The 23,776-nt window shown below is 33.8% G+C and carries 18 protein-coding genes and 1 pseudogene; 8 read left to right on the forward strand and 11 right to left on the reverse strand.

What is annotated here, in order from left to right; translation table 11 throughout:
- The first annotated feature begins 14 nt into the window (after positions 1 to 14).
- The 3 genes from rplM (at position 15) to WP_RS03030 (ending at position 1,368) form a co-directional block, all read left to right on the forward strand.
- Positions 15 to 473, forward strand: a complete 459-nt coding sequence (gene rplM, locus WP_RS03020) for a 50S ribosomal protein L13 (protein ID WP_006014941.1) — start codon at positions 15 to 17, stop codon at positions 471 to 473.
- 47 nt (positions 474 to 520) lie between these two features.
- On the forward strand, positions 521 to 922 hold the full coding sequence (rpsI, locus tag WP_RS03025; RefSeq protein ID WP_052264863.1) for a 30S ribosomal protein S9: 402 nt from the start codon (positions 521 to 523) through the stop codon (positions 920 to 922).
- 134 nt (positions 923 to 1,056) lie between these two features.
- Positions 1,057 to 1,368, forward strand: a complete 312-nt coding sequence (locus tag WP_RS03030; RefSeq protein WP_007302037.1) for an HU family DNA-binding protein — start codon at positions 1,057 to 1,059, stop codon at positions 1,366 to 1,368.
- On the opposite strand, the gene WP_RS03035 is transcribed toward WP_RS03030, so the two are convergent.
- The gene (locus WP_RS03035; RefSeq protein WP_007302038.1) at positions 1,361 to 2,068 is read right to left on the reverse strand and encodes a pyridoxine 5'-phosphate synthase; all 708 of its coding nucleotides are present in this window, start codon (positions 2,066 to 2,068) and stop codon (positions 1,361 to 1,363) included. The genes WP_RS03030 and WP_RS03035 overlap by 8 nt on opposite strands.
- Before the next feature lie 371 nt (positions 2,069 to 2,439).
- Between WP_RS03035 and WP_RS03040 the strand changes: the two genes are divergently transcribed.
- Positions 2,440 to 2,895 carry an Hsp20/alpha crystallin family protein gene (locus tag WP_RS03040; RefSeq protein ID WP_007302039.1) on the forward strand — a complete coding sequence of 152 codons (456 nt, stop codon included), beginning with the start codon at positions 2,440 to 2,442 and terminating at the stop codon, positions 2,893 to 2,895.
- Between the two features lie 847 nt (positions 2,896 to 3,742).
- Here the strand turns inward: WP_RS03040 and gltX are convergent.
- Positions 3,743 to 5,095, reverse strand: a complete 1,353-nt coding sequence (gltX, locus tag WP_RS03045) for a glutamate--tRNA ligase (protein ID WP_007302040.1) — start codon at positions 5,093 to 5,095, stop codon at positions 3,743 to 3,745.
- 151 nt (positions 5,096 to 5,246) lie between these two features.
- Here gltX and WP_RS03050 point away from each other — a divergent pair, with 151 nt between their 5' ends.
- A complete protein-coding gene (locus tag WP_RS03050) occupies positions 5,247 to 5,897 on the forward strand; it encodes a hypothetical protein (protein ID WP_007302041.1) in 651 nt (216 codons plus the stop codon).
- A gap of 61 nt (positions 5,898 to 5,958) precedes the next feature.
- Positions 5,959 to 7,929, forward strand: coding sequence for an acetyl-CoA carboxylase biotin carboxylase subunit (locus tag WP_RS03055; RefSeq protein ID WP_012481866.1), 1,971 nt, complete (start codon positions 5,959 to 5,961; stop codon positions 7,927 to 7,929).
- Here WP_RS03055 and WP_RS03060 read toward each other — a convergent pair.
- From WP_RS03060 to WP_RS03085, 6 genes are read right to left on the reverse strand one after another with little or no spacing between them, the layout of a single operon-like run.
- Complete coding sequence (locus tag WP_RS03060) at positions 7,912 to 8,907, reverse strand: COX15/CtaA family protein (protein ID WP_012481867.1); 996 nt, start codon at positions 8,905 to 8,907, stop codon at positions 7,912 to 7,914. The genes WP_RS03055 and WP_RS03060 overlap by 18 nt on opposite strands.
- The gene (locus WP_RS03065) at positions 8,889 to 10,478 is read right to left on the reverse strand and encodes a glycosyltransferase family 2 protein (protein ID WP_007302044.1); all 1,590 of its coding nucleotides are present in this window, start codon (positions 10,476 to 10,478) and stop codon (positions 8,889 to 8,891) included. Before WP_RS03065 ends, WP_RS03060 begins: the two co-directional genes overlap by 19 nt.
- A gap of 5 nt (positions 10,479 to 10,483) precedes the next feature.
- Positions 10,484 to 10,960, reverse strand: a complete 477-nt coding sequence (locus WP_RS03070) for a F0F1 ATP synthase subunit B family protein (RefSeq protein ID WP_007302045.1) — start codon at positions 10,958 to 10,960, stop codon at positions 10,484 to 10,486.
- A gap of 7 nt (positions 10,961 to 10,967) precedes the next feature.
- Complete coding sequence (locus WP_RS03075; RefSeq protein ID WP_007302046.1) at positions 10,968 to 11,447, reverse strand: F0F1 ATP synthase subunit B family protein; 480 nt, start codon at positions 11,445 to 11,447, stop codon at positions 10,968 to 10,970.
- Between the two features lie 3 nt (positions 11,448 to 11,450).
- Positions 11,451 to 11,678: a F0F1 ATP synthase subunit C gene (locus WP_RS03080; RefSeq protein ID WP_006014985.1), complete on the reverse strand. Its 228-nt coding sequence runs from the start codon at positions 11,676 to 11,678 to the stop codon at positions 11,451 to 11,453.
- Positions 11,679 to 11,737: 59 nt separating this feature from the next.
- Complete coding sequence (locus tag WP_RS03085) at positions 11,738 to 12,463, reverse strand: F0F1 ATP synthase subunit A (RefSeq protein ID WP_007302047.1); 726 nt, start codon at positions 12,461 to 12,463, stop codon at positions 11,738 to 11,740.
- Between the two features lie 216 nt (positions 12,464 to 12,679).
- On the opposite strand from WP_RS03085, the gene WP_RS03090 reads away from it, so the two are divergent.
- Both WP_RS03090 and pheT read left to right on the forward strand, forming a co-directional pair.
- A complete protein-coding gene (locus WP_RS03090; protein ID WP_010402566.1) occupies positions 12,680 to 12,949 on the forward strand; it encodes a hypothetical protein in 270 nt (89 codons plus the stop codon).
- A gap of 112 nt (positions 12,950 to 13,061) precedes the next feature.
- Positions 13,062 to 15,401, forward strand: coding sequence for a phenylalanine--tRNA ligase subunit beta (pheT, locus tag WP_RS03095; protein WP_007302049.1), 2,340 nt, complete (start codon positions 13,062 to 13,064; stop codon positions 15,399 to 15,401).
- Here the strand turns inward: pheT and WP_RS03100 are convergent.
- From WP_RS03100 to miaB, 3 genes and pseudogenes are all read right to left on the reverse strand, one after another.
- Positions 15,398 to 18,200 (reverse strand): annotated as a pseudogene (locus tag WP_RS03100) (hypothetical protein). The gene pheT and the pseudogene WP_RS03100 overlap by 4 nt on opposite strands.
- 44 nt (positions 18,201 to 18,244) lie before the next feature.
- Complete coding sequence (ileS, locus tag WP_RS03105) at positions 18,245 to 21,415, reverse strand: isoleucine--tRNA ligase (protein ID WP_012481868.1); 3,171 nt, start codon at positions 21,413 to 21,415, stop codon at positions 18,245 to 18,247.
- Between the two features lie 435 nt (positions 21,416 to 21,850).
- On the reverse strand, positions 21,851 to 23,173 hold the full coding sequence (gene miaB, locus WP_RS03115; RefSeq protein WP_012481870.1) for a tRNA (N6-isopentenyl adenosine(37)-C2)-methylthiotransferase MiaB: 1,323 nt from the start codon (positions 23,171 to 23,173) through the stop codon (positions 21,851 to 21,853).
- Positions 23,174 to 23,776 lie beyond the last annotated feature (603 nt).

A 23,776-nucleotide genomic window follows, 5' to 3' on the forward strand; every position in this document is an offset into this window, starting at 1 on the left:
TTATGTATTGATATATGAAAACTTTTTTCTTAAAAGAGAAACAAGTCGATAAAAAATGGCTTGTTATAGATGCAGAAGGATTAGTAGTAGGAAGGCTTGCAGCGTTTGTAGCAGCGCTATTGCGTGGAAAGCATAAGCCTGAATACACACCTCATATGGATTGTGGAGATAATGTAATTATTGTTAATGCAGAAAAGGTACATTTTACCGGAAAGAAACTTAAAGATAAAATCTACTATAGGCATACAGGTTATTCTGGTGGTTTAAAGAAAACTACTCCAGATAATATTTTAAATGGCAAATTCCCTGAGCGTGTGATAAAAATGGCAGTAAAAAGAATGCTTGATGATGGTCCTATGGCACGTAGACGGTTTGAAAATTTGTATGTTTATTCTGGTTCAGAACATAAGCATCAAGGACAGCAACCTGAAAAAATAGATTTTGCCTCTTTAAATCGTAAAAATAAGAAATAATGGAGTAAAAAGTGAAAATAAATAATAATGATCAGCCAAAAAAGGCAATGATTGACTCACTTGGTCGTTCATATGCCACAGGTCGAAGGAAAGAATCTGTAGCAAGAGTATGGATAAAGCCAGGAAGTGGAAAATTTAGTGTTAATAAAAAAGATGATTTAATTTCTTATTTTAAAAGAGAATCAGTGTGTCAAATGATTAAAGCGCCATTCATAGTAACTTCTATGTTAGATAGGTATGATGTGTTTGCAACTGTAAAAGGTGGAGGACTATCTGGCCAAGCAGGTGCCTTAGCTCATGGAATAAGCAGAGCTTTAAGTAGTATAAGTCAAGATCTACACTCTATATTACGTAAGGGTGGATTCCTAACTAGAGATTCACGTGTTGTTGAGCGTAAGAAATATGGTCAACATAAAGCTCGGAAAAAATGTCAGTTTTCTAAGAGATAGTGATGTTTTTTGTAAATATTGTATAAATATTTGTGTAAAGCTTATGATGTTTCCTATTTTTAGAGTAAATTTAGTTGACTATTAGCATTAGCATAATATGCTATTTATGTGATTTTTCAATATTAAGGTAATTTATGAGTAAAGAAGATATAATAAACCGACTAAAACAAGATTGTGTTAGTCAGAATATAGACATAACAAAATCTGATTTAAGTAATGTTCATGACATGTTTATGGAAATGATAAAGGATCAGCTAAGTCGCAAAGGCGAAATACGTCTACATGGAATAGGTACATTCTCTACTGTTATAAATAAGGAGAGAAAATGCCGTAATCCTCAAAATGGTGAGATTATGACCGTTCCTGAAAAGACAAGGGTAAAATTTAAAATAAGCCAAACTCTTTTAAGTATTTTAAATAGCAAGCAAAAAGTATTATCTACTTAGATATTGTCATTTTCATCTTTTTAGTTACACTATGTAAGCCATGAAATATAGCCTCGCTGATTAAAGAATGGCCTATATTAAGAGCTGAGATGTGAGGTATCTTTTTTATTTCTTTAGCGTGTTTATAATTTATGCCATGTCCTGCGTGGCATTCTATTCCTAGATTATTAATGTATTCTGCAGAGTTAGTAATAAGTTTTAATTTTTCCTCTGATGGATTATCACAGTAATCCCCCGTGTGAATTTCTATTATGTCAGGCTTTCTTTCTAGCTTCTCAAGATATTTTAGTTGATTAATATTTGGATCGATAAACAGTGAGACTTTTATGTCAAAGCTATGCATTTCCTCTATTATACCAGAAAGTTTACTGTGCATATTCACGATATTCAGGCCACCTTCGGTTGTTAATTCTTCTCTTTTTTCTGGTACTATACAAATCGAGTAGGGTTTTACTTCTTTTGCTATTTTGAGCATTTCTTCCGTAGCTGCGATTTCAAGATTTAACTCAGTGCTAATGTTTTGTTTTAGATTGAATACATCCTCATCTCTGATATGCCTTCTGTCTTCTCGTAAGTGTACGGTGAGAAAATCTGCTCCAGCATTAATAGCTATTTTTGCTGCTTTTAATGGATCTGGATAAGAAGCTCCACGTGCGTTGCGAAGGGTTGCAACGTGATCAATATTAACGCCCAATTTCACAATTTACCTCAAAAATTATTTATAAATTATACATATTATTAGATCTTATGCATGTCATTGTTTAATGCCATAGCTGAAAGACGGAGCTAGCAGTTATACTAATTCTCATTGTTGACAAGTCAAATAAGAAACATTCAAAATTGTTTGATTGTGGAAGTGGAAAGAGAAGTAATAAATTTGCATACACTTGCCCTTTTTTACAGTTAATCTAGTTTATAGAACTACTCGTGGTAATCCAAATAAGATTTTTTTCATAATCAGGTTATAGTAAACGGGGAAAATTTTTCGCATCTAAAAAATTTTAGATTTAGGATTGAAATCAATAAGTGGAGTGATTATGTAGTTCATGTATTAGTAAAAGGAGGTACAACATGAGTAATATAGTTCATTTAAATAAAAACAATAATCGTGATAATTTTAGTGTAAGAGGGTTACAAAGAGCCGTTGATGACATATTTGATAGCTTTTTTACAGGATGGAACCCAGAGCTTTCTAAAAGAGGCAGTAGCCTACTACCAGTTTGTGACCTTTATGAAACAAAGGAAAGCTATTGCCTATCATTAGAGTTACCAGGTATTCCTAAAGAAAGCATAGACATTAGTATATCTGGCGATAACTTAATAGTGAAGGGTGAAAAAACATGTGATAATGAATCAAAAGATAAGCAGTTTTACCACAAAGAAAGGTACTATGGTTCTTTCTATAGATCTATTCAACTTCCAACAAATGTAGAGCAAGATAAGGTATCTGCCAACTTTTTAGATGGGGTATTGCATGTAACCATACCTAAATCAGAGAAACACATCAAGAAAATTGATGTAAAGTAATCAGTAAGTAATAGCAGGCTTCTGACCTTGAGGCTTGCTATTTTAATATCTGTTCAGCAGAGTGGCAAAATAAGGTAACCGAGAAAAGACAACTAAATGAGTGTCATGAAAGTAGCTGATGCTGGCTCCCTTATGAAGGTGTCATCTTAGCATCCAGACACTGGTTTTTTAATTGAAAATGTTGTCTTGTTTGTGATAAATTTTGCTGGATGCCAGTGTCGAGCACTGGCATGACATTATAGAAGCTGGAATAGCTACTTGAATGACAATATTTGCTGTGTAATTTACCTTAAAAAATGAAATTCCTACAGCTACGTGTAAGCTACTTTCATGACACTCATTTAGTTGTCTTTTTTGCCACTTTACTGAACAGATATGTAAAATATTAACTTAGCAATACAAAAAATTATCTATAGATTAGACACACCATTAGATCTTATGCATAGTCATTTTTTAATTCCATAGCTGAGACGGAGCCTGCTCCCCTTATCATGAAACTGAAGTCTATATGGTACCACAGTATAATGATATAATAAAATATGAAAAAAATACCAATAAAAAAAGGCAAAAAAAGCCCGTATTAACTTTAACAATTTAAAATGATTTAATGTGAAAACCATAGGCGCCAATTGTTTTTTTAACTTAAAAATAAAAGTCAAGTATCAGGAATTCTAGACATAAACCCTCCTATATGAATAAAGAGCTAGCAAAAATAAACTTATATATTTTTTGCTGAAATTTGATTATTTGGTGAAAAAACCTGCAGGTGAAGATAGATTTTGGATCCTAAAAAATCTTCATTCTCCACTATAATGAAGCTACTAGAGTCTGTCAAGCAATTTTTTATTTAAATTGCTTGCAATCTTTTTATACACTCATCTTTACCAAGAATTACCATGATATCGATGATTCCAGGCGCATCCATTATTCCAGTTATTGGAGCGCGTAATGAGTGGTATATATCGCTCATTTTTATATTATGTAATTTTGAAAATTCCTTAATCTGAGAAGATAAAAAATTCTTATTCCAATCTTCACTACCTACACTCGAAAGAAATGATGCAAGTAACTTAATTACATTGAGGTTAGATTTGACAATTTGCTGAGCTTCTTCACTTAAATCAACTTGAATATAAAATTTTGCTAAGTCCAATAATTCGGTCAAATAGTTTGCTCTTTTTTTCAGCTCTGTCAGTCCCTGCAGTAAATAGCCCTTTTTTTTGTCAGTTAGAGTATTTTCTCTAAGCATTAGAGTCAGAATATCTTCATTGCTCATATTACTAATATAGTGGTTATTCAAATGCTCCAGTTTTTTGAAATCGAGCCGTGCAGGTGAGCGACCGATGCTTTCTAAATTAAACCACTCTATTGCTTGCTCATCGCTAATAATCTCATCGTTGCCATGACTCCAGCCAAGTCTTAGCAAGTAATTACGCATTGCCTGTGGCAATATTCCCATCTTTTCATAATCGCAAACACTTGTTGCACCATGCCTTTTAGATAACTTATTCCCGTCTTCTCCATGAATAAGCGGTACGTGTGCAAAGCGTGGGACATCAAAATCAAGAGCTTGGTATATTAGTAATTGCTTGAAGGTATTAGTGAGATGATCAGAGCCACGTATAATATCGGTTATTCCAGCATCATGGTCATCAACCACTACAGCAAAAATATATGTTGGAGTATTGTCAGAGCGCAAGATTACTATGTCATCAAGCTGGTCGCTACTTATTGTAACTTGGCCGTATATTTTATCGTCAACAACAATATCTTCTGAGTCTGGCACTTTGAAGCGAACAACAGGCTCTGCATTTGATGTTGAATGAGTACACTTATGCTTATATATTTTTCCTTCTTCCCTTGCTCTTATTTTCTTCTCCGCAACTTCATTCTCGGGGCAGTAACAATGATACGCCCTACCCTTTTCAACTAAAAGATTTGCAACTTCAATATGTCTATCTATTCTTTTTGATTGATATACTATTTCTCCATCATAGCTTATTCCAAGCCATTTTAACCCATCTATTATTGCATCAATTGCTTCCTGTGTTGAACGTTTTCTGTCGGTATCCTCAATCCTTAGTAAAAACTGGCCACCATGACGCTGCGCATAGAGCCAATTAAACAAAGCTGTGCGAGCTCCTCCAATATGTAAAAATCCTGTTGGTGATGGAGCGAATCTAGTGACTATACCTGGCATATTTGTCTATTGTGATAACGTAACCGATGATAACTAAAATTTGTACTTGCAACAACGTGGAACTATAGTAAATTTGAAAGATCAATTTACATTTATTTTTAACAAACTGCATTGTATAATTTAATATTAGTGAATGCAGTGAGGTGTATATATGGATAATTTATTTGAAATTGCAAGAAAAGGGAATGTGGATAAATTTGTCGATTCTTGCAAGGAAAGAGTTGCTTGTGTAGCTAAGCATAGAATTGATGAAAATGGAAACCCATTTCATATAGCAGCAAGTAAAGGGTTTCTATTATCTGCGTTACAGAAGATCATAAAGGATTTAGAAGAAAGTACCAGGGTTGAGGTTGAAAAAGCAAAAGACTGGGAAAAAGTAAAAAGATTAGAAAAGGAACTTAAGAATAATAAGAAATATATTAAGGAAGCACTCCTCGATAAAAGCTATATTAAGGATAATAAGGCAGTATCACCTCTTTACTTCTTGGATCCTTCAGAGCAGAAGGAAGTTAAGCAAATTGCAGATATAAAATGTGGCTTTATATGTAATAAGAAGTTTCATATATGCTTATATATAGTAGGAGCTATAGTGTGTGCTACCGCTATGTGTGTATCTTTGTATCTTCTATTTTCGGCTTCTCAATCTCTTGCATTGGCTTCAATAGCAACAATAGCTTCTGGAGGATCTTCATATCTGTTATTTAAGGCATGTAATGAAGTATATGGCCTCTATAACGAAAGTACTATAGTGACAGATCCTGATGTTATGCAACTTTTAGATAGTGGTTTAGCCCCAGTGTGAAGTATTTGCAGGTAGTAATATAGAAATTTACTTTCTTAACTTAAGAAAGTATACTTATAAGATGATAAGAAAGAAGTATAGTAAGATTTTAGTAGCGAACAGAGGGGAGATTGCCTGCAGAATAATCAAAACTGCGCACAAGATGGGCATATCTTGTGTGTCTGTGTACTCAGATGCAGATGCAAATTCTGTGCATGTAAAGCAAGCAGATGAGTCAAGGCACATTGGCCCTTCGCCTGCTTATCTTAGTTACTTAAATATCGAAAAAATATGCGAAGTAGCAGTTGAAACAGGTGCCGAGGCGGTTCATCCTGGCTATGGGTTTTTAGCAGAAAATCCAGATTTTCCCCGTGCTCTGGAAAAACATAACATAGATTTCATTGGTCCAAGTGCAGAAACAATAGAAGTTACAGCCAATAAAATAACGGCAAAAGAAGAGGCAAGAAAAGCTGGAGTAAATGTAGTGCCAGGATATATGGGTAAGATCGAAGATGCTGCCCACGCAGCCATCGTTGCTGAAGAGATTGGTTTTCCCGTTATGCTCAAAGCTGCATCAGGTGGTGGTGGCAAAGGAATGCGAATTGTATATTCCAAAAAAGAAATTGAACTAGCATTTACATCAGCAACAAATGAAGCAGAGAAAAGTTTTAAAGATGGCAGTATTTTTATAGAGAAATATATAGAGCTGCCAAGACACATTGAAATACAAATCATAGCAGATAAATACGGCAATATAGTGTGTCTTGGGGAGAGAGAGTGCTCGGTACAGAGGAATAACCAGAAAATAATAGAAGAAACACCAAGCCCATTTATTAGTGAAGAAGTAAGACAAAAAATGTATGCTCAATGTGTTTCTTTGGCAAAGCAAGTTGATTATTTTTCAGCAGGTACTGTCGAGTTTGTTGTAGATAAGAACCAAAACTTCTATTTTCTTGAGGTAAATACGAGATTACAAGTTGAGCATCCAGTCACAGAATTTGTCACTGGAATAGATATAGTGGAAGAGATGATCAGAATTTCTTGCGGAGAAAAATTAAGATTTGGTCAGAATGATATTAAACTTATTGGCTCTGCAATAGAAAGCAGAATTTGCGCTGAAGATCCATCAAAGAGATTTTTTCCTTCCAGCGGAAGAATCAAATATTACGACAAACCAGATGATGTAAGAATAGATGATGGAGTAGCTAGCGGTTCAGAAATCAGCATGTTCTACGACTCAATGATTGCAAAAATTATAACCTATGGAAAAGATAGAATAGAAGCAATCAGCAGAATGCAAAAAGCATTGTCTGAATGTTATATAGAAGGAGTAACAAATAATATAGAATTTCTAGAATCCATTTTCCATCATCCAAACTTTATTGCAGCAAAACTCCACACAAGATTCATTCCAGACCATTATCCTAGTGGGTTTCAAGGCGATTTTATCACAGAGGAATATATTAAAATATTTATTTTTGCTGCACTGTATGTTCACTTAGAAAATGAGGGAAAGTATTACAGTAAGTCAACAGACGAAGCATTCATAGTGAAAATAGATGACAATGAGTACTCCGTAAATGCAAAGTATCAAGATAACACATTAACAACAGTATATAACCACAATAAATACTCCGTGGTGGGTAAGTGGAAATCAAGTTACAGATTACTATATATCACAATTAATGATGATACCAATATAGCACTTAAAATAGAAAGACAAGGTAGCAAATACTTTATAAGACACGCAGGTATGAAAGCTAAATGTTGTGTATTGAAACCTCATGTAGCTGAACTAAGCAAATTAATGCTAAACAACAAAACAGAAGGGATTTCAGTAGACGCTGTAAAATCTCCAATATCCGGTTTATTGGTTAAATTACACGTCAATGCTGGAGATCAGGTAGAGGTAGGACAACCTCTCTTTGTTGTGGAGGCAATGAAAATGGAAAATATAATATGTGCTGAATCAGAAATGGTGATAAAAAATATCCCTGTTAAAGAAGGAAAAAATATACATGCTGGTGATTTGGTATTAGATCTGATTTCTTAAATAACGCAAGCAGTATAAACCTGATCCAAATAAGATAAATGAAAACATTTGATGGGCTATAGCAATAGCCATTGGTATATGCAGCAACAAAGTGACTATTCCTAGAATTACCTGAATGATGACGGAGAATAGCATAACATATAATGGTTTTATACTGGCATTTTTTATTGTGAGTATTGCTGTCAGAACTAATATCAGCAATGCCAATGCCCGGTGTATGAATTGCACTGTTACTCTATTTTCAAAGATATTTAGCCAAGCAGGCTGTAAGTAAAATAAATCTTCCGGAACAATTTGTCCATCCATTAGTGGAAAGGTATTATAAATTAAACCAGCATTTAGCCCTGCAACAAATGCACCGAAGATTATTTGTACTGTCACTAGGATTAAAATTATCCATATGTAACATGTAATGTTGCTATTAATTTTAATTATCTGTTTTGGTTTGATTTGGTAATCAAAAAATTGATATGACAATAATGCAAAGATAACCAACGCAAGCAGTAAGTGAAGTGCGAGCTTATAGTGACTAACATGAGGATTAGATACCAAACCGCTTTTAACCATATACCAACCGGCAAAAGCTTGTAAAATTCCAAATAATAGTGCTGTAGATAACCTTATTACTGCATTTTTAGGTATTCTTTTTTTTAGTGTAAAGTATATAAATGGTAAGATAAAAACTAAACCTGTCAGCCTTGCAATTAACCTGTGCACATATTCTATTAAGTATATGGTGCGAAACTCTTCCATACTCATACCATAATTAAATGCTTTATATTCAGGTGTAGCTTCATATTTTGATTTTTCTTTTAGCCAGTCTTGTTCACTCAGCGGTGGCAATGTTCCGGTAATTGGTTTCCATTCCGTGATTGACAATCCTGCTTTTGAAAGTCTGGTAAATCCACCAATTCCCACCATGCAAATCACCATGAGAGAGCAGAGAAAAAGCCAAATAGCTACAGGTTTTGCTTCCATAATCCATGCTGAGTTTTATTCCATTGCTGAGGGTGAATAACAAATTCCCACAAAGCGAGAAAAGCTGCAACGCTATGTAGTAGACTATAGACGGGAAAAAATATTGATACTATATAAAAATAAAAAGGCATTTTTTGTTGTCTGATAGCTATTATCAAAAAAATCAAGTTAATACCGTATACTATTATAAAATAATATAAGAATAATTCATTCAAAATTTGAGTCAGCACCAATGAAAGTAACAAAAAAGGAGTCGTGAAAAATATAAAAGCTGAGGAACCAACAAAAAGGTTTAATAGCAAAACTCCCTTAAGCCCAGTGTGCTTAAAAAGTAATTTTATATTTTTTAAATGAACGATATAAGTTTGCATATAACCTTTAATCCAGCGTGCTCTTTGTTTGATCCAAGCAAACACAGTAGTTGGTGATTCTTCCAATGTTTCTGAATCAATAATCCTGGTTTTATATCCCATTTGCGCAAGTCTCAAACCAAGGTCAGCGTCTTCAGTGACATTGTAAGCATCCCAAAAAAGCACTTTCTTTAAAATTTCCACTGAAAAATGGTTACTGCTACCACCCAAAGGTATTGGCATGTTCATTTTTTGAAATCCAGGCAAAAAATATTGAAACCAGTTCATATACTCAAGAGAAAAGAATTTTGTAAGAAAATTGCAACCAAAGTTATAGTAATTTAATTTCGCCTGTACACAAGCCAACTTTTCGTCGCCCTTATTAAATTCAATTAGTGCTTTTTTTAACTGCAACGGATCTGGCTTGTCATCTGCATCATATATTACCACATACTTTCCTCTAGCAAAGCTCATAGCATAATTGCATGACTTAGCTTTTGTTCTAGGCAGAGAATGAGGCACTTTTATTACTTCAAAATACTGTGGTAAAGTGCATTTTTCTATAGCTGCCAACATTTCTTGATCATCGCTCTCTATCACAAGCTTTACATCTAATTTTGATTTTGGATAATCCAAACTTTCAATGCTCTTAATCAATTGCTTTATAACCGCATTCTCTTTAAAAGCAGGCAATAAAATAGTATATATAGGTTCATTCATCTTATCATAATCTGCTTTTTGGTTAGAAATTTTACGCAAGCCAAAAATTTTAGTTACAAATTTGAATAAAGAACTAGAACATCCGATTATAAATATCAACATCAAAGCAAAATATGCATATTTTTTTGTCAGTGTTAAAGTCGAAATCATAACAAAGAAAGAGGAAAAAAAGATTGAACTCAGCCTAATGCTTTTAGCTGAAAAATTAGGATTCTTATAATATAAGTAGTTACTTGCGAATTCTGAAATACCAAAGTGTGAGTTAAGAAGATTTAAAATCTGTTTGCTATCTACTTTTATCAATACATATTCAATACCGTAATGAGATTCGACCCAAAGGTTGATATCTTGGCTTATGTCTTCAACCATAAAAAAAGTAGTATCATTTAATTTTTGCCAAGGAATTATATTAAACCTATAGTAGAAAAGTTTCTCTTGTTCTTTGCATAAACTAGAATCAAATTTAATTTTTTCTACATTATCAGTTTGAAGTACAGGCATTAAACTTAATGCAACTTTTTGCTCAAGTCACGTGAAAACGAAGATATAACCTCACTACTACGCTTATCATCTTTACGTTCATGCATTATTTTTTTTACAGCATCAGCAGCTATACTCGCTGTGTTAGCTTGTAAATCCCCAAGAGCTTTTTCAACTTGGTCAGTAACTTTCTTCAAATTAGAATGGGAATTTTCATCTAACGTTTGATCGAGTTGCTGTCTATTATGCTTAATAATACTATTAGCCTTATCAAGTGCTTCATTCATCATTTTGTTAACTTCTGCATCTAATCTTTTGTATTTTTCAGAAGATTTTTTGTAATACTCCAATATATCTTTTCTGAATTTTTCAGTTTCTTCACTTGAAAACTTGCTTTTGTTACGTTTATTGTTAAGCGCGTTTTTTATTACCTTCCTTAACAATTTATATGAGAGGATAAAACCTACTAAAAAAGCAAGGCTTATAACTAGTAATGTAGACATAAAAACCCTAAAATTCTTTTGACACCAAGTCAGCAACAAATTCCTCTTCAATCTCAGAATTAGTTAACTTAGTATAGTAAATCAAAGCAATACTAGTAGCCATTTGTTTTAATTCACTAATATACTTAGATTTAAATTGTACTACCTTTTCTTCAACAAGTTTAATCATCTTCTTGTCTTCCTCTTCCAATATATCCTTAACATTCGCTCTCATTTCTTCTACTTGAGCAAATGCATCATCTATGATTTTTTTTGCCCGTACTCTAGCTTGATTTAAAGCTGCATTATACTTGGCAATTTGCTCTTCTGTAAGTCTTAAAAGGTGAATAGAACTATTAAATGAATCTAACACTTCTTTACTTCTAGTGCTTATTATTTCATCTAACTTCGGTAAAAACAAACAACTGACTACAAAAAAAAGTGAAGAGAAAAAAATTAAAAACCAAAAAATTTGAGAAGAGAAAGTTGAAACATCAAGCTGTGGCATCTGTTAAGCAGCAAATATTAATAACATTGCAAGTACAAACGCAAGCAACCCCATGATTTCAACCATGGCAGCACCAATATAAACGTAACTTTTCATTTTACCTTCTGACTCAGGATTTCTCGCAATCCCATTTAACATAGCAGAGAAGATATTAGCTATACCTAAACCAGCACCGAGCATTCCAAATACAGCCAAACCAATTGCTATAAATTTTAAAGCCACTAAATCCATATATTACCTTTAACTATTTCTTTATAATATAATTGTAAAATATTCTGCAAGGAAGTCAATTACTTTACTGCATCTGACAAATATACACATGTTAATATAGTAAATATATAAGCTTGCAAAACTGCAACAAATACTTCAAATCCTATTAGTGCAATTATAAACAAAAAAGGTGCAGGTGTAAAAAATATGTTCATATTTATGACGAATCCTGCTATCACTTTGATGATTGTATGACCCGCAATCATATTTGCTGCAAGCCTTATTGATAAACTAATCGGTCTTACTAAATAAGCAAATAATTTAATAATGATGATTATAGGTGCAAGCCACGAAGGAGTTCCTTTTGGTAGCAATATGCGTAAAAATTCTACTCCTCTTTCTTTAAACCCAACAATCGTTATATAAGTAAAAACCACCATTGATAAAGCGAAGGTAACTATCACATGACTTGTAACTGTGAAACTATAAGGAAGAACACCAACTAAATTACACGATAAAATGAAAATAAATACTGTAAATATCAAAGGAATGTGCTCCAAACCTTTGCTTCCAGTGTTACTTTCTATTATTGAAACAACAAAATCATATACATATTCAACTGCAGCTTGCAAATATCCTGGTATTACTGCACCTTTTCTTATTCCAAGGAGCAAAAACAGTACCATTAATATCACCGAGATCATCATAAAAAGAGATGAGTTGGTAAAGTTTATGTCATACCCAAATAATTTTGGTAGTTCTATTATTGTATATACTTTAAATTGTTCTAGCGGATTTAACGCCATTTTGACCCTGTATACTTAAACTGCAGCAGTAAATAAAGTATAAATTTTATAAAATAAAGTCAAGAATTAAGATAAGGAGCTCTGTATTATTATAGCATTAATATATTAACAAAATATACAATTAAAATGCAAATTATAGTCAGCTACCAATCTTATTCTAAATTCTTGACTTAACATCTTATTTTAACTATAATTTAATTTTAATATGAGGCAATTATGAACGAAATAGATTTTACTAATCCACCTTTAAATTTAGAACAGGAATGTGGTAACGGGTACATCAAGTTTACAGATTATTCTTCTAACTCAGACACTGGTCTTTTCCACATGGCAGGTGAAATGCTAAATGAAAGCCATGATGTTATAGGAAATTTCACTGGTGATGCTTACATTTATAATTTCCATATAGATGATCACAATATGAACATTCAACTCTGCATGGAAATGGACTGCAAAGGTGATATAAAGAAAATTCTTTCTTTGTAGAAAAAGTAGGCTTCTCCTTCGTTTTTTACAATTAGAGAAGCTACTCACTACAACAAGCTTTAAAATCATTATATTTTACATTACAATAACTTTTTTATTTTCTGTTAAATAAATGAAGTTCACATTATCTTGGTTATTAGAGTACTTAGAAACCAATGCTAGTTTAGAGGAAATTACTGATAAATTAACTCACATAGGGTTGGAAGTAGAGAATGTGATCGACAATTCCAGATTGGCCGGGTTTGTTGTTGCAGAAGTATTAGAAGTCGCACCTCATCCAAATGCTGATAAATTAAAATTATGTAGAGTAAATGATGGAAGTAAAGTTCTGCAGATAGTCTGCGGAGCAAAAAATGTTAAAGAAGGCATGAAGACTGTACTTGCATCTCTTGGTAGCACATTGCCAGAAAGCAACTTTACAATTAAGCCTACAAAAATAAGAGGAGTGCTAAGTGAAGGGATGCTCTGCTCTGCCTCTGAGCTTTCGCTGACTCAAGATGAAAGTGAAGGAATAATCGAGCTTTCTGATGATTATAAAACAGGAGATAAATTTTTCAATTGCGATCCTGTAATTGACATAAACATCACTCCAAACCGTGGAGATTGCTTAGGTGTTTATGGAATAGCACGTGATCTAGCAGCAACTGGAATTGGAACGTTAAAGACTTTAATCATTCCACAACTTACCGCTTCTATGAACTCACTAATAAACGTCAAAGTCATCGATGGGGAGAGTTTTATTAGTGGAGTATATATCACTAATGTAAAAAATAAAGAGAGTCCAAAATGGCTAAAAGATAAATTGGAATCGATAGGAATGCGCTCCATTTCTGCAATAGTTGATATTACTAATTACATTATGATATCTTTCGGGCGCCCGATGCACGCGTATGATGCAAAAAAAATAGAAGGAGAGCTCATAGTACGCAAAGCAAATGATGAAGAAAAATTTATTGGTTTAAATGATAAAGAGTACTTATTAAACAAAGACATAAGCGTTATTTCTGATGATAAAAATGTTCATGGAATTGCTGGAATTATGGGCAGCAAGTATAGCGAATGTACACTTAAAACTACTGATATCTTTTTAGAGTCTGCTTGGTTTGACCCCATCTCCATCACTAAATCTTCAAGGCAGCTAGGCATCTCCACAGACTCAAGTTACAGATTTGCACGTTCAATTGACCCTGAATTTACCCTTGATGGACTCAATCTTGCAGCCAAAATGATTTTGGATTTATGTGGCGGAGAAGTGTCAAGCATAGTGTCTGCTGGCAATTTGAATAAGGCTGATACCAAGATAAATTTTGATTATCAAGATGCAAACAAACTTGGAAGTGTATCTGCATCACCTAATGAGCTATTCGATATTTTAACAAAGCTAGGGTTTAGTATCGATAAAAAAACCGAAGGTAATTGGAATATACAAGTACCAAGCTGGAGACCAGACATAAAAATACCTGCTGACCTAGTTGAAGAGGCAGTAAGAATATACGGCTATGATAAAATAAAGGAAGAGCAACTAGCAGAAGACGTTACAGTAGAAGAAGAGACACAAGATGATTTGCGCATTTTAATGACAAGCAGAGGATTTCATGAAGTGATAACTTGGTCTTTTATGAGTGAATCAATAGCTGAAAAGTTTGGTTACTTGAATAAGTTATTCATTATCGACAATCCATTTAATAATAACTTCAATATAATGAGGCCAAGTGTCATACCAAATTTGTTGCAAGTCACTGCAGATAATATTGCTCACGGGATATCTGATCTCGCAATTTTTGAAATTGGACCAATTTATAATGGTGAGGCTCAGTCTAAGTACGTTTTAAGTGGAATTAGATCAGGAAATAATTCGCCGAAAAACCACTATAACACTGATAGAAAAATAGATATTTTTGACGCAAAGGCTGACCTCATAACAGCTTTGGAACTTTTTAATGTCAATTGTGATAATTTAGCAATAGAGAGAGCAGAAAAAGAATATTATCACCCAGGAAAATCAGGCTCCTTATCTTTTAGAAGTAAAATAGTTGGTTATTTTGGAGAATTGCATCCGAGTATATTGGATTTTTTTAACATCAAACAAAAAATTGTAGGCTTTGAGTTGATATTAGAAAATATCGAAAATTTACCTATAAGTAGAAAAAAATTTATCGATTATAAATATCAAAGTGTAAAACGCGACTTTGCATTCATTGTAAATAAAGATGTAGCAGCAGGCAGTATAATCAATATGGTGAAAAAAAGCTCAGAGCTCATCACAGAAGTTTTGATATTTGATGTATATCATGGAAACAATATAGAATCGAATAAGATGTCTATAGCATTTTCAGTTACTTTCTGCTCTCCAACTCACACTTTAACTGAAGAGGAAATCCAAAAAGAATCAAATATGATAGTCAACTTAGTGTGTGAAAATACTGAAGGAACTTTGAGAGCTCATCATTAAGCCATAATCGCCGTTTCCTGATTTTGCTGTGTCACGTTTACTTCATCCAATTTATTTCCTATCTTGAATTCAATATCCTTGAAAAACCTATCCCACATTCCATGCAAATGCTCTTCTACTTTAGGCCATACATCATTTTTAAATGTCGTTCCATCATCAGAAATAAATTACCCAAAAAAAAACTCCTACTTCCTCATAACTTGATTGAAAATGTTGAAGAAATGTTTCTACTTCCTTATGAGTATCATGTGCCACACTCAACGCTTTTCCTTCTGTGCTCTTATCCCCACGCATTGCAACGGCAAGACCTGTTTGAATATATCCCAAGCCTGTCCTAATAGCTTTTATAGGCTGCAGCCATGAACTCTTATCACTTTTTGGTACATTATTTACTATATTTTCCACCAACCTATTTATTAAAGGAGACAATAAATCTTGACAAAAATGTTTGATATTGTCTTTTGTCTTAATCACAGGACTTTTTATGCACTTTTCTGCCAAATAGTACTCAAGTTCTGCTCTCTCTAGTAACTTCTTAATTGCTTCTTCGTTAAAAATTTCATGCTCGAACGCCTTCAGTAAATCATCTTCTATTATTGCAAATTTTATTTTTTCACGAGATTCTAGTTCTTCTCTATAATCATTTATTGTTTTTTCATTTATCAATAATCCTTTTTCTTCCAATTTCAACTGTTCTAATGTTTTTAGAATTTCTTGGTTATTTCGCAAGCATAACTCTATTAACTCCATACTTGAAGATTTCTCTTCTTTACTATTTTTCTCAACATCCAAATCCTCATTCTGCTTTCCTATTATTTCCTTCAGTCTTGTAGGTTGCGTAAAATATTCTCCAATTTCTTTTCGATAAGAAACAATCTTGTTTACTAGACGTTTTTCATCTTCTCCATTGAATAGCCTGTCCTTATTATCTTCTACATTCTTTATACTTTCCCCTTGCTTTTCAAATAACTCTTGAATTCTACATCTTGTTATTTCTAAATACATCTTCTCTACAAAGTCATTCACTTCACCCGAAATCCTTATTTCATTTAATTCACATTGCTTTATTTTTTTATCTGACTTATTCGGTAGAGTTTGAATAGTCCTTATTCTCGATTCTATTAGCATTTCCTCAACTTTTTGACCATCATATTCAAATTTAAAAAAATCTTCTAATTTCCTTTTTAAAGCACCATCTTTTAAGTTACCGTTTTTCCTATTTTTATGCATCTCTTTTAATTTTTCACTATTATATCTTATCTGTACTATTTCTCTTAAATCCTCAATCTCTCTTTCAGCATTATCTAGAGCTTTCTTTGTTTCTTGAGGGTACATATCTTCATAAGTATTAATTATTGTCCTTTCAGCTATTTTCCCTTCTTTTATAAGCTGTTTCCATTTTGCTTTAAATACAGGAAGTGCATCATCACTTATATCATCTACTTTCATAAGGGACTCTAGCCGATCATCTTCATCAGTCAAATTAAGTAACTCCTTTATTTTTAGTTCTTTCAAATCTTTGATTATCACTTCTTTCTCATTTGGTAATTCCTTACCTTGACTTTCTAATTTCTGTTTCACTAAAGTATTTTTTAGCTCATCCTCCAGTGAAAAATCTTCTCCCCGTCTATTTTGCTGAAACTTAATTGCTTGTATAAAAGCAACTTGATAAGCATTTTCTATTAAGTGAGTTGTCAACTTAGAATCTATGCTACTCACCACTTTCAGCCTGAATTCGTTCAACAATTCCTTCAGTTGATCATATGTAATCTCTTTCTTTTCTAGCTTCATCAGCTCTTCCATAGTTTTTGCAAATTCTTGAATTGAAGTTGCAAGCACATTCTTAATTTCATTATGCAAGGGCTTAAGACCATTTTTTAAATTGATGTTAATTGGCAATTTCAGTACGATATTATGCTCCGAATCCGGCTCTGCACTAAACCACTGATTATTTTCATTCTCACATAAGTCTCTAAGTAATTGTTTAAATTGTGGTGGAAATTTTATTTCCATATCATATTTAATTCTTGAATCATAAACTACTGTTTCATAAAAAGACACCTCTATATTTTGGTGCTTATTAGAATAATGCCCCATACTTATTTTAAGAGCAGCCACTAAAGAATGAGATAAATCTCTATTTAAAAGATAAAAAGTAGCTAAAGCAATTGTTGCAGGAACAACCAAAGCTACAAGTACAGTCACATTAACAAAAATTGCCATTGCAGCAAGAGCGCCATATGCCAATCTTTTTGGCACACCTGTTTCACTCTTTTTTGTCTTATCTTCCACTACACCTTCTTGTGTCTTGCTATTTGCTTTAAATCTACTGTATATGACTAACCCCAGCGCAGTAAAAGCAATATAAGGGAGCATTAAAACTGACAGAGCTAAATTTAATATTTTCTTCTCTGGGCAAGCTCTGTTTATCTCTTTCAATATTTCGCTTGACATATTATACCAGGAGGTAAAAAAGTCAGAATTATAATCTTTATAATGAAATATACTGAGTGGAATATCAAAAGTAGCAGCCTTGCTATCAAAGAATTCTTCCACTTCCTCTAAATCGTAAGTAGATTCTTGTTGTTCCATAGCATCAAAAAACTCTTCCTTCTCCTCTGAAGTAGCAAGACCTAAATCATTCCCTTCTTCTACATTAGAAACATCTTCCATAGCATCAAAAAACTCTTCTTCCTCTTCCAAAGCAACATTGGAAATAGATTCTACTTTACCTGAACCATCACTGTTGTTATTTAAATCAATAACTTCTCTATGACCATCTGCAACAACTTGATTCATATCACCACCCTACTTAAAGCAATTTAAGTATAGCATAAACATTACTAACTTTGCAACTTTATTAACTTAATACCAACTGTCAAACCTTGGTATTCCTTAGAATAGAAATCGGCCTCAATCTCTTTATTAGTGTCCAAAGATAAGGCAAGGGTCTGATCTTTTATATATTCAACCCATGTATTTATTGCTTCCTTAATTTTTTCATCTTCTGCTTTAATTATTACTCTGATTCTATCTGATATATGAAAATCAGCTTGTTTTCTAGTTTCTTGAATAAGCCTCACAACATCTCTCGCAAGCCCTTCTAGAATTAGTTCGTCATCGAGCTCAGTGCTCAGAATAACAACCCCTTTATTGTTATCAAATACAGAAGAATATTCACTGTTTGCTTTTAACAATAGTTCATATTCACCTTTTTCTATAGTATAGTTCTCTGTTTCATCCCCCAGAAATATTTGCTCATTCTCAATTTGCTTCCACTTTTCTTCTTTGACATATTGAACTAGTTTCTTGATTTTATCTGCAACCTTCTTACCAAGTAGCGGAAAATTTAGTTTTAGCTCTAGTGACGCAACTTCTTTCAACTCACTTACTATTTCTAGTTCTTTTACATTCACCTCATCTCTTATTATCTCTTGATATTCATTTTCAAGGAAATCGCAGGAAGACCTATGATAAATGGTCATACTGCCAAGTGGCTGCCTGATGCGCATGTTAAACGTATTTCTGATGGATAATGCAGAGTTACATATCTCTCTTACCAAATCCATCTTGGCAATGAGTTCACTGTCATATCTATCTGATTGTGGAAAATCAGCCAAATGAACAGATGTTTCTTTGTACTGAAGCCCTTGCCATATAGTCTCTGTTATGAGTGGCAACAAAGGAGCTGCAGCTCGAAGCATGTAATAAAAAACTGTGTACAGAACATTATAAGCGTCGGTTTTATCTTGATCTAAGTCACTTTTCCAAAAACGCTCGCGACTGCGACGAATATACCAGTTATTTAGCACTTCAAAGAAATCTGTCAGGATTTTGCAAGCCTCCTGGGAGTTATAGTTGTTCATAGAAGCTTGGATACCTTCCACAGCTTCAAAACATTTTGAAATCATGTAGCGATCAATAGTACTTTGATAATCTTGACAAATCTCAGCTTTAATTCCATCTGCATTTGCATACATAGTAAAAAAGTGATAACTGTTCCAAATAGGTTTTATTACGTTTTTCAGAACATCACGCACTAAATTTCCTTCTTTGTCGAGTAGTAAATTACCACCGCAGACAATGGAACCAGACAGCATAAGAAAACGCAGCGCATCAGAACCATATTTGTCAAACACTTCCATTGGGTCCGCATAATTATTCAGACGTTTGGATAATTTCTGCCCTTTCACATCAAGAACCACACCGTGGCATATGCAGTTCTTAAATGGCTCACTGTCAAATAAAGCAGTGGAAAGCACAAAAAGCGTATAGAACCATCCTCTTGTTTGTGCTATATATTCAGTGATAAAATCCGCAGGGAAATTTTTCTCGAACCATTCTTTATTTTCAAACGGATAGTGAACTTGCGCGAACGGCATCGAGCCAGACTCAAACCAACAATCAAACACATCAGGCACACGACGCATAACTGATTTTCCTGTTGGATCATCAGGATTTGGTCTCGTCAAAGTATCGATAAACGGTCTGTGCAAGTCATCTATCTTAACATTAAAGTCTCGCTCTAGTTCTGCTATTGAGCCATACACATCCACTCTTGGATATTTTGCATCGTCTGATTTCCACACAGGAATTGGAGTACCCCAGAATCGATTGCGTGAAATAGACCAGTCGTGCGCTCCTTCAAGCCATTTTCCAAATTGACCATCTCTTATATGATTTGGCATCCAATTAACTCTCTTATTTAGCTCTGTCATTCTTCCCTTAAACTTTGTCACAGCAACATACCAAGAAGGCATAGTGCGGTAGATTAAAGGAGTGTCAGTTCTCCAGCAGTGTGGATAATTGTGAATATATTGCTCAGTTTTAAACCAGCTCCCCTGCCTTTTTAATTTCTTGATTACTGTATCATTGGCATCAAAAACATGAACTCCTGCCAAATCTGAAACTTCAGTAGTAAATTTTCCAGCGTTATCAACTGGACAAACAGCTCGAATATCATGGCTTTGGCAAAGGTAAAAATCTTCTTCACCAAATCCAGGAGCAGTGTGCACAACACCAGTACCATCTTCTCCTGTAACATAATCAGCAATGAAAACACGGAACGCATTCTTTGTATCTTTAAAGTAATCAAACAGTGGTTTATAGGAAAGACCTGCAAGATCACTCGCTTTAAGTTTTGTATTACAGTTTTCATATTGAATATTGCTTTGTTCACAGTGGCTGACAAATTTCTCTAAATAACTTTCAGCAAAGATGCAGACTTCACCATTTACTAACACCATACAATACTCAATATCCTCCCCTACTGCCAGTGCAAGATTGCTCGGCAACGTCCAAGGCGTTGTAGTCCAAGCAAGTAATCTACATTTTTGTTTAAATTGCTTTGGATTTTCTAAAAGTTCAAAAGCAACAGTTACAGCTTTGCTAATTTTTTCTCTATATGCATTATCAAGCCTTGTTTCAAAATTAGAGAGTGGAGTTTCGCACGCCCAGCTATAGGGAACAACGCGTATTGATTCATACACCAGACCTTTATCATAAAGCTGCTTAAATGCCCACATGACCGACTCCATGAATGACTTATCCATAGTCTTATAGTCATTGTGAAAATCTACCCATCTTGCTTGTCTATTTACATACTTCTCCCATTCTGATGAAAATTTCATCACAGAAGTACGGCAATGATTATTGAATTTTTCAATGCCAAATTTCTCTATCTCAGTTCTACCAGATATTCTAAGTTCCTTTTCCGCGCCCATCTCAGCCGGTAGCCCATGGCAATCCCAACCAAATCTGCGTTCAACCCTTTTTTGCAGCATAGTTTGATATCTTGCAAATGCATCTTTTATAAAACCAGTAAGCAAGTGTCCGTAATGCGGAAGTCCATTTGCAAACGGAGGCCCATCATAAAATACAAAACAATGATCCTTGGAACGTTTCTCGACTGACTGCTCAAAAATTTTATTTTCCTGCCAAAATTTTATGATTTCCTTTTCTAGCAATGAAAAATCAGGACTGCTGCTTGTATCAGGATAATACTTCATATTCATTTTAACTGGATAAAATCAAAGAATATAGATCTTTCTGGAAAATTACAAATTCAAAAACTCTGTTTCTATAAACATAGATAGGTATTGACATTATTATACAGCATATTAATAAATCAGACTTATTTACTTAAGTTAAAGATGAATAAAGACAATAACAGTTGGCCTTATCAGAAATTTCACGATGCTAACAAAAATAATAGTAAAAGCAGCGTTATTTGGAGATCGCTTTCTTATGAATATAATAATTCTGGAAAGGTTGAAAAAGTACACTATCAGTGGGAAAAGAAAAAAATCCCGCAAATCTATTATATCAAGTCTCATATGATTGCGTAACAGAGAGTTGTAGTCCCTTAAGGATTAAATCTAGATAGCTTATAAACTTATAAAAACACACAAAGTGCTTCTACATGAGACCATGGGAGCACTTTTCTCTAATTAGGCAGCGCATCCCAACAAACTATTTTGCCGAGCTTCCAATATCCTTACATTTACTATTTTATCTTTGTATTTATCGTCAGGATCATCAACGCATACTGATTGCATGTATGGGCTTTTACCAATAATTTGATTTTGGTGTTTACCTTTTTTATCACTGAATAGAACAGGAATAGTTTTTCCTATCATACTCTGATTAAATTCAAGTTGTTGCTTGCTAATTAATTCCTGTAAACGAAGAAGACGCTCTGTTTTAACCTCTTCTGGTACTTGATCTTTTCTTTCCGCCCCTGGCGTTCCTGGCCTTGGGCTATATTTAAAACTATAAGCCTGAGCGTACTTTACTTTTTCTACTAACTTCATAGTTTCCTCAAAATCTTTTTCAGTTTCTCCAGGAAAACCAACAATAAAATCAGAAGAAAATTCGATTTCAGGTTTCAATTTGCGCAATCTGTCTATTATTCCCAAATACTCCTCTGCAGTGTGTTTCCTGTTCATTGCATGCAATATTTTATTCGAACCTGACTGCACAGGTAGGTGAACAAACGGCATGAGTTTTGATTCCTCCGCATGTACCAAGTAGAGAGATTCGTGCATATCTCTTGGATGAGAAGTTGTGTAGCGGATTCTTTCTAGCTTTTCAATTTTAGCAATGTGACTAATTAATTTTCCTAAATCCCACACCTCTCCTTCGCACTCTCCATGATAAGCATTGACGTTCTGACCAAGTAAAGTAATTTCCTTTGCTCCGTTTTTAACCAAATTCAATGCTTCACGAAATATTTCATTTACTGGTCGTGAATACTCAGCCCCGCGTGTATATGGTACCACACAAAACGTACAAAATTTATCACAACCTTCTTGTATGGCAAGAAACGCAGAAGACCCCTGGCTATTGCCATAGCATTCATCCGGCAATTTATCAAACTTTGCAACTTCTGGAAAATCAGTATTTATTACATGACCTTTACTTCTGCTTGCTTTGACTATCAACTCCGGTAAAGCAGGAATACTCTGCGGACCAACAACAATATCAACAAAAGGAGCCCTTCTGAACACTTCTTCTCCCTCTGCTTGCGCTACACATCCAGCCACCACTATGGTCATTTCCTTATTTTTTTGTGATGAATGGATTCTTCCAAGCTCTGAGTAAAGCTTTTCTGCTGCCTTTTCTCTAATATGACAAGTATTTAATATCACCAAATCAGCTTGTTCTGCATCACTAACAACGTTGAACCCTAAAGGCTTAACTATATTCTCCATTAAAATGGAGTCATAAACGTTCATCTGACAGCCGTAAGTTTTAATATATAGGCCTTTCATATTTAAAATTCTTCACACAAATTCTAGCAAATTATACGAAAAACTGAATTCTAGTACAACAGCCAATAAAGATTGCTTGACAAACCTTCTCGCTTTCCTTACTCTAACAGTAGAGGTATTTTAAGAGCTCAAAAATCTATCTTCGTCTGCAGACTTTTCAGTCAATTTTTCAAAAAAAAACGTAGTGTATCTTCTTCAGCACGTGTTCAAATTCTGTTGTATGTGCGCTGCATTTTCTTTCTAATCTTTCAGGAGGATTTTATGTCCAGAATTCCAGATACTTAACCTTTATTCTTAAGCTAAAAACCGATTGGTACCTATGGTTTTTATAAAGAAAGTGCAAAAAATACTTTAAAGAATATGAAATAAAGGTAGAAAAGGTTTGAGTAACCAAAAACTGTTTCCAGGCATAAATTTGTTATGTATACCAAAAAGTAATTACACTAATATAATATTCACACTTATATGCTAATATAGATATAATACTAATTAAAGAGCATGTTATGCAAGAAGAAGTATCAGATTTTACAGATGCTCTTTGTCAAAATAAATGTGATTCCTTTCGAGTGACACTCTCCTATATCTTTCTTTAGGTTATACAGA

It is taken from the genome of Wolbachia endosymbiont of Culex quinquefasciatus Pel, from assembly GCF_000073005.1.
Classification (GTDB): Bacteria; Pseudomonadota; Alphaproteobacteria; order Rickettsiales; family Anaplasmataceae; genus Wolbachia.

Coding starts and splice junctions, on each gene's coding strand:
- WP_RS03040 (WP_007302039.1), top strand. CDS start 2,440: ATGAGTAATATAGTTCATTTAAATAAAAACAATAATCGTGATAATTTT.
- WP_RS03050 (WP_007302041.1), top strand. CDS start 5,247: ATGGATAATTTATTTGAAATTGCAAGAAAAGGGAATGTGGATAAATTT.
- ileS (WP_012481868.1), bottom strand. CDS start 21,415: ATGAATATGAAGTATTATCCTGATACAAGCAGCAGTCCTGATTTTTCA.
- WP_RS03060 (WP_012481867.1), bottom strand. CDS start 8,907: ATGGAAGCAAAACCTGTAGCTATTTGGCTTTTTCTCTGCTCTCTCATG.
- rpsI (WP_052264863.1), top strand. CDS start 521: ATGATTGACTCACTTGGTCGTTCATATGCCACAGGTCGAAGGAAAGAA.
- WP_RS03070 (WP_007302045.1), bottom strand. CDS start 10,960: ATGTCTACATTACTAGTTATAAGCCTTGCTTTTTTAGTAGGTTTTATC.
- WP_RS03065 (WP_007302044.1), bottom strand. CDS start 10,478: ATGCCTGTACTTCAAACTGATAATGTAGAAAAAATTAAATTTGATTCT.
- WP_RS03075 (WP_007302046.1), bottom strand. CDS start 11,447: ATGCCACAGCTTGATGTTTCAACTTTCTCTTCTCAAATTTTTTGGTTT.
- rplM (WP_006014941.1), top strand. CDS start 15: ATGAAAACTTTTTTCTTAAAAGAGAAACAAGTCGATAAAAAATGGCTT.
- WP_RS03090 (WP_010402566.1), top strand. CDS start 12,680: ATGAACGAAATAGATTTTACTAATCCACCTTTAAATTTAGAACAGGAA.
- miaB (WP_012481870.1), bottom strand. CDS start 23,173: ATGAAAGGCCTATATATTAAAACTTACGGCTGTCAGATGAACGTTTAT.
- WP_RS03030 (WP_007302037.1), top strand. CDS start 1,057: ATGAGTAAAGAAGATATAATAAACCGACTAAAACAAGATTGTGTTAGT.
- pheT (WP_007302049.1), top strand. CDS start 13,062: ATGAAGTTCACATTATCTTGGTTATTAGAGTACTTAGAAACCAATGCT.
- gltX (WP_007302040.1), bottom strand. CDS start 5,095: ATGCCAGGTATAGTCACTAGATTCGCTCCATCACCAACAGGATTTTTA.
- WP_RS03055 (WP_012481866.1), top strand. CDS start 5,959: ATGATAAGAAAGAAGTATAGTAAGATTTTAGTAGCGAACAGAGGGGAG.
- WP_RS03085 (WP_007302047.1), bottom strand. CDS start 12,463: ATGGCGTTAAATCCGCTAGAACAATTTAAAGTATATACAATAATAGAA.
- WP_RS03080 (WP_006014985.1), bottom strand. CDS start 11,678: ATGGATTTAGTGGCTTTAAAATTTATAGCAATTGGTTTGGCTGTATTT.